Below are 5506 nucleotides of genomic sequence, written 5' to 3'. Positions count from 1 at the left end.
CGGTGGTGTCGTTGCGCCGGATCAGCAAATGATGGCTGCCGGTGTCGGTGTCGTCTTCGGGCTCGAGTGCAATCCAGGCCCAGGAGTAGTAGCGCTGCCCGTGGCTGCCGGCACCGGCGCAGTGTTTCTGCCAGGCCCACGGTGGCAGCTGGCGGGACAGTTGGTCGACGCAGATCGGTCCGGCCGCAGTCGGCACTCGCCGGTTGGCGGCCACCGCCAGCACATAACCCAGGCCGTGGCCGCGGAGGGCGGCACGCAGCGTGGGGTCGGCGCCGTAGACCTCGTCGCCGGCCGTCTACGGCGTCGAGCCCGACGCGCCGCGCATCGATTACTCCCGGCGGCCGTGAGACGCCGAAGGCGTGTCCTCCCACTAAGCTCAGGGCGACATAGCATCGTCGGGAGGCATTAGTGCGGGTCACCAGTGTCGGCCACGCCGGCTTTCGGATCGACACCCAAGCGGGCAGCATCCTGTGTGACCCCTGGGTGAACCCGGCCTATTTCGCGTCGTGGTTTCCGTTCCCGGACAACAGCGCGCTGGACTGGGATTCCCTCGGGGACACCGACTACCTGTACATCTCGCACCTACACCACGACCACTTCGACCCGCGGCACCTGCGTGCGCACGTCAACAAAGATGCGGTGGTGCTGCTGCCCGACTATCCGGTGCCCGATCTGCGGGGCGAGTTGGCGCAGCTGGGTTTTCACCGGTTCTTCGAGACCACCGACTCGGTCAAGCACACCGTCAGCGGACCCAAGGGCGACCTGGAGGTGATGGTGATCGCGCTACGCGCCCCGGCCGACGGCCCGATCGGCGACTCCGGCCTGGTGGTCTCCGACGGCGAGACCACGGTGTTCAACATGAACGACTCGCGTCCGGTGGACCTGGACGTGCTCGCGGCGTTCGGCCACATCGACGTGCACATGCTGCAGTACTCCGGAGCGATCTGGTACCCGATGGTCTACGACATGCCGGCCCGCGCCAAAGAATCATTCGGCGTCCAGAAGCGGCGACGCCAGATGGACCGGGCCCGCGCCTACATCGCCGAGGTGGGTGCCAGCTGGGTGATCCCGTCGGCGGGCCCACCGTGTTTCCTGGATGCCGAACTGCGCCACCTCAACGACGACCACGGCGACCCGGCCAACATCTTCCCCGATCAGATGGTCTTCCTCGACCAGCTGCGCGCCCATGGCCACGATGGTGGCCTACTGATGATCCCCGGTTCGACAGCAGATTTTGCTGGCGCACAGCTCGATTCGCTGACCCACCCGCTGCCCGACGACGAAGTGGAGGCGATGTTCACCACCGGCAAGGCGGACTACCTCGCCGACTACGCCGCGCGGATGGCCCCGGTGCTGGCTGCCGAGAAGGCGTCCTGGGCGCCCGCCGCCGGCGAGCCGCTGCTGGAGCCGCTGCGGGCAAGGCTCGAGCCGATCATGGCCAGAAGCGACGAGATCTGCGACGGCATTGGCTACCCGGTGCAACTGGTGCTCGGCCCCGAAACGGTCGTGGTGGACTTCCCGAAACGTACGGTGCGCGAATCGATTGCGTGCGAGAAGTTCCGCTACGGCTTCGCCATCCCGCCGGAGCTGGTGCGCACCGTGTTACGCGACGACGAGCCGGACTGGGTCAACACCATCTTCTTGTCCACCCGGTTCACCGCCTGGCGGGTCGGCGGCTACAACGAGTACCTGTACACCTTCTTCAAGTGCTTGACCGACGAGCGCATCGTCTACGCCGACGGCTGGTTCGGCGAGACGCACGACGACACGTCGACGGTCACACTGGACGGCTGGCAGATTCAGCGGCGCTGTCCGCACATGAAGGCCGACCTGTCGAAGTTCGGAGTGGTGGAGGGCACCACGTTGACCTGCAATCAGCATGGCTGGCAATGGGATCTGGAGACCGGCCGATGCCTCACGGCGCGGGGCCACCAGCTGCGGTGCTCGCGGGCATGAACGCACCAGGTCAAGGCCGCTTGGCCTACGATGACGGCCTGGTCCAGCTCGATCGCGAGGCGACCACGTTGCGCCGCTACCACTTTCCATTTGGCACCGCGAAAGTGCCTGCGCCCAGCTAGCGAGCGGGTTCCAGCACTTGGGTGCCCACGAACGGCACCAGCGCGTCGGGCACCCGCACGCTGCCGTCGGTCTGCTGGTGGTTCTCCAGGATTGCCGCCAGCCACCGGGTGGTGGCCAGTGTACCGTTGAGTGTCGCGGCGGTCTGCGGTTTTCCGTTCTCGTCGCGGTAGCGGGTGGCCAGCCGACGCGCCTGGAAGGTGGTGCAGTTCGACGTTGACGTCAATTCCCGGTAGCAGCCCTGCGTGGGAAGCCAAGCTTCGCAGTCGAATTTGCGAGCCGCCGACGACCCGAGATCGCCTGCGGCCACGTCGATCACCCGATACGGCACCTCGATCTGCGCCAGCATCTCCCGCTGCCAGCCCAGCAGCCGGTCATGCTCGGACTCGGCCTCGGCGGGCCGGCAGTAGACGAACGCCTCCACCTTGTCGAACTGGTGCACGCGGATGATGCCGCGGGTGTCCTTGCCGTGGCTGCCGGCCTCGCGGCGAAAACACGACGACCAGCCCGCGTAGCGCAGCGGCCCGTTGGTCAGGTCGAGAATCTCGCCGGCGTGGTAACCGGCCAAAGGAACCTCGGAGGTGCCGACGAGATACAGGTCGTCGGATTCGATCCGGTACACCTCCTCGGCGTGGGCGCCGAGAAAGCCGGTGCCGGACATGATCTCGGGTCGCACCAGCACCGGGGGGATCACCGGCGTGAAGCCGCCCTCGACCGCCAGCCGCATCGCCAGCTGCAGCAGTCCCAGCTGCAGCAGCGCGCCCCGGCCGGTGAGGAAGTAGAACCGGGAACCCGATACCTTGGCTCCGCGCGACATGTCGATCAGACCCAGTGCCTCACCGAGGTCGAGGTGATCACGCGGGTTGTCGATCACGCACGGCTCGCCGGCGACGTCGAGCACGACATAGTCGTCCACCCCGCCCGCGGGCACTCCGTCCACGACGACGTTCGCGATCGTCATATGTGCGACGGTGGCGGCCGCCTCGGCGTGGTCTCGAGCGGCTTCGGCCGCCTTGACCTGCTCGGCCAGCTCTTTGGCCCGCGCCAACTTGCCCGGCCGCTCCTCGGCCGAGGCCGCACCCACCGACCGGCTGACCGCTTTCTGCTCGGCACGCAACGAATCAGCGGTCGCGATCGCGGATCGCCGCGCGGCATCGGCCGTCAGCAATGCATCCACTAGGGACGGGTCCTCGCCGCGGCTGGCTTGGGAACGCCGGACGCGGTCGGGATCTGCACGCAGCAGGTTCAGGTCGATCACAGCTCGCTACCTTAACTTTCGGTCGGCGATGGGAACCGCCGGCAGGCAGACAGCTCGTCGCAGTCAGCCCCAAGACAGTACTTTTGCATCAGTCGTCACGCCACTGTCGGTGCCTGTCACAATAGAGCGGATGTCGCAGGCAGTTGACCAGGAGCGTTCACCCGCCGTGCAGCCGGCCGAAGCGCCGGCTGAGCAGCCGGCCCGGGTGCATTGGCTGCGCGCTCCGCAGGCCGCATCGACGCTGCGGGCGCTGCTGCTGATTGCGCTGGGCGGGCTGCTCATCGCCGGGATGGTCACGGCCTTGCCGGGCGACACAAGCGGCCCGGCCGGGTTGCTGAGTCATCTCGGCGCCGATCCCGCACCCGGCGCACTTGCCAACAGCGCCAAGGGTAACGACGCGCTCGACCGTGCAATCGCCGGGGACTGCCTGATGTGGCCCGACAAGACGCTGGAAGCGGCGACCATCGTCGGGTGCGGTGACGACCATAAGTTCGAGGTCGCCGAGCCGGTGGACATGCGGATATTCCCGGGTGCCGAGTACGGCCCCGATGCCGCTCCGCCTTCGGCTGCCCGCATCGAGCAGATCACCCAGGAGCAGTGCGAGTCTGCGGTGCAGCGCTATCTCGGCTCGAAGTTCGACCCGCACAGCAAGTTCGTCGCGAGCATGCTGTGGGCCGGCGATCGGGCTTGGTACCAGCACGGCAAGCGCCGGATGCTCTGCGGCCTGCAGCTGCCCGGCCCCAACGGCCAGCAATTGGCTTTCGCCGGCAAAGTGGCCGACATCGACCAGTCGAAGATCTGGCCGGCCGGCACCTGCCTGGGTATCGACCCCGCCACCAACCAGCCGACCGACGTTCCGGTCGACTGCGCCGCGCCACACGCCAAAGAGGTCACCGGCACGGTCAATCTGGCCGAGAAGTTCCCCGATGCACTGCCCCCCGAGCCGGAACAGGACGTCGTCATCAAGGACGAGTGCACCCGGCTGACCGACGCCTACCTCAACCCGGTGCAATTGCGCAATACCACGCTGACACTGACCTACGCCACCATCTCGCTGCCCAGCTGGTCGGCGGGGAGCCGCGAGGTGGCCTGCAGCATCGGCGCCACGCTCGGCAACGGCGGCTGGGCGACGCTGCTGAACATGGCGGGAGGCTCGCTGCTGATCAACGGCCAGCCGCCCGTTCCGCCGCCGGATATCCCCGCGGAGCGACTCGAGCTACCGCTCATCCCGCTACCGGCTCCGCCGGTCTGGCCGAATCCGGTACCGCCGGCAGCCCCCGTACCCGAGCCGACGAGCTCTCGTGACGCCAACCAGCATCTGCCGCAACAGCAGCCTGCCCCGATGCAACGGCCGGCACCGGCCGCACCGCCCCCGCAGGCGCAGCCACCGCAGGAGCCCCCGCCGCAGGAGCCCCCGCCGTTCCCGCCGTACGCGCAACCGCCTGCGGAGGAGCCGCCGCCTCCGCCGTTCGCGCCACAGCTACCGCCGCCGTTCGCGCCGCCGTTGCCACCGGGTCTGCCGCCAGCGGAACCGGGCGGTTGACGCCGATGACCGTGCGGATGGATCCGCACCGGTTCGACGACCTCGTCTCCGAGGCGCTGGACCTGATCCCACCCCAGCTGGCGGACGCCATGGACAACGTCGTCGTCCTGGTCGCCGATCGCGATGCCGAGGATCCTGACCTGCTGGGGCTCTATGAGGGCGTGGCGTTGACCGCGCGCGACTCCACCTACGCCGGCTCGCTGCCGGACACCGTCACCATCTATCGCGAGACCCTGCTGGACATGTGTTCATCGGAGGCCGAAGTCGTCAACGAGGTTGCGATCACGGTCATTCACGAGATCGCGCACCACTTCGGCATCGATGACGATCGGCTGCACGAGCTGGGCTGGGGGTAGTGAGCAGTTGGCAGAATACTGGTTGACAGTGGTCGTACGAATGCTCCCGTGAGTCTGGACTGGGCGAGCGCTATTCCACTGGATCGGCGATCCGGAACCCGAGCGTCACAGCCACTGATTTCATAGTCTCGTCGTGCGTGGTGATAACCAGGTCATCGAGGCCGGAACGTAACGCCGACCCCGGCTTCGAGGTCGGTGACGGTGCACCGGGCCACCAGCCCGGCCTCGATCAGCGGGATGAGCCGCTGTGCTACGGCCGGCTTGGTCACACGA

The 5506-nt window shown here is 67.7% G+C and carries 4 protein-coding genes and 2 pseudogenes; 4 read left to right on the top strand and 2 right to left on the bottom strand.

Features of this window, described 5'->3' with window-relative positions; genetic code table 11:
* A pseudogene (locus tag AC2VNT_RS08125) lies at positions 1 to 214 on the bottom strand (IS701 family transposase); the annotation flags it as partial.
* Between the two features lie 194 nt (positions 215 to 408).
* On the opposite strand from AC2VNT_RS08125, the gene AC2VNT_RS08120 reads away from it, so the two are divergent.
* Positions 409 to 1956, top strand: coding sequence for a Rieske 2Fe-2S domain-containing protein (locus tag AC2VNT_RS08120; RefSeq protein WP_486946368.1), 1548 nt, complete (start codon positions 409 to 411; stop codon positions 1954 to 1956).
* A pseudogene (locus AC2VNT_RS08115) lies at positions 1953 to 2063 on the top strand (hypothetical protein); the annotation flags it as partial. The gene AC2VNT_RS08120 and the pseudogene AC2VNT_RS08115, both read left to right, overlap by 4 nt.
* An 11-nt stretch (positions 2064 to 2074) precedes the next feature.
* Here the strand turns inward: AC2VNT_RS08115 and serS are convergent.
* On the bottom strand, positions 2075 to 3334 hold the full coding sequence (gene serS, locus AC2VNT_RS08110; RefSeq protein WP_486946367.1) for a serine--tRNA ligase: 1260 nt from the start codon (positions 3332 to 3334) through the stop codon (positions 2075 to 2077).
* A 121-nt stretch (positions 3335 to 3455) separates the two neighbouring features.
* On the opposite strand from serS, the gene AC2VNT_RS08105 reads away from it, so the two are divergent.
* Together AC2VNT_RS08105 and AC2VNT_RS08100 are read left to right on the top strand one after the other, a co-directional pair.
* Positions 3456 to 4877, top strand: coding sequence for a septum formation family protein (locus AC2VNT_RS08105; RefSeq protein WP_486946369.1), 1422 nt, complete (start codon positions 3456 to 3458; stop codon positions 4875 to 4877).
* Positions 4878 to 4882: 5 nt separating this feature from the next.
* Entirely contained in the window at positions 4883 to 5233 is a 351-nt protein-coding gene (locus tag AC2VNT_RS08100) for a metallopeptidase family protein (protein WP_486946366.1), read from the top strand.
* Positions 5234 to 5506 lie beyond the last annotated feature (273 nt).

Source organism: Mycobacterium sp. TH-M15 (assembly GCF_057473705.1).
The sequence above is the reverse complement of the archived record's forward strand: the minus strand, read 5'-3'. Positions and strand labels throughout refer to the sequence as shown.

Excerpts from the sequence above, each read along its gene's own strand:
- AC2VNT_RS08100 (WP_486946366.1), top strand. The coding sequence starts at position 4,883 with ATGACCGTGCGGATGGATCCGCACCGGTTCGACGACCTCGTCTCCGAG.